The organism is Arthrobacter sp. JCM 19049, assembly GCF_001310435.1.
The window spans coordinates 1-1130 of sequence record NZ_BAXF01000618.1 but is presented as its reverse complement, the minus strand read 5'-3'; the positions used below and the strand labels follow the sequence as shown (position 1 = coordinate 1130).

At 67.9% G+C, this 1130-nt stretch carries 1 pseudogene; it reads left to right on the top strand.

Going from position 1 to position 1130, the window contains the following annotated elements:
• Positions 1-889: pseudogene (locus JCM19049_RS21255) on the top strand (multicopper oxidase domain-containing protein); the annotation flags it as partial.
• Positions 890-1130: the final 241 nt, after the last annotated feature.

The window sequence follows — 1130 nt, the reverse complement described above, 5'->3', positions numbered from 1 at the left end:
GGACTTCAACGCCGCCCCGCAGGACGGGTTCACCGCGCGCGAGGCCGAACTGGAGCCGCTGGCGAAGGACGCCGGCGAACCGGTCACTCACCGACACCGGTTCACCGTCAGTGAGCTGCAGGCCGCCGTCGCCCTCGGGGTCACCCAGAAACTGTGGACCTTCAACGGCACCGCGCCCGGCCCGGTGCTGCACGGCAGGGTGGGGGACAGGTTTGAAATCACCTGTACAACGACGGCAGCATGGGCCATTCCATCGACTTCCATGCCGGTGCCCTGGCCCCGGATGAGCCGATGCGCACCATCGCGCCCGGCCAGAGCCTGACCTACCGGTTTACCGCCACCAAGGCGGGAATCTGGATGTACCACTGCGGCACCGCGCCAATGAGCGCCCACATCGCCAACGGCATGTTTGGCACGGTGGTCATCGAACCCGGTGACCTGCCGCAGGTGGACAAGAGCTTTGTGCTCACCCAGTCGGACTTCTACCTGGCGCCAGGGCGGGGAAGTGGACATGGACAAGCTGCTGGCCGGCACCCCGGACATCGTGGCCTTCAATGGCTACGCCAACCAGTACCTGCATCAGCCGCTCAGGGCCCGGGCCGGGGAACGGGTGCGGATCTGGTTGCTGGATGCCGGTCCCAACCGTCCCTCCTCCTTCCATGTCATCGGCGGTCAGTTCGACACCGTCTGGTTCGAAGGCGGCTACCGGCTGGATCACCGGCAGGACCCGCAGGGCGGAAGCCAGGCGCTGGCCCTGGCCCCGGCCCAGGGCGGCTTTGTCGAGCTGGTCTTCCCGGAGGCCGGGCACTACCCGTTTGTCACCCACTACATGTCCGACGGTGAGCGCGGCGCCCACGGCCTGTTCGAGATCACCGGGGAGAACCGCTAGCTGCATCTGGGCTGGGCGATCACCGGGCGCACCCCGCCGGCCGGTGCTGCCCTTATCATGGGGTGATGGGCGACGCGTCGGGCAGCTTGCAACCTGCACTGGAGTTGATCGGCTGGCTGCTGCTGGCCGCCTGCTTCGGCTTCCTCTTTGCCGCCCAGGTCTCCAGGCGCTCGATGCGCAGATGGCGGCGGGCCGAGTGCGAGCTGATGGTCCTGGAGGGCCAGCCCTGCCTGGTGTGGAG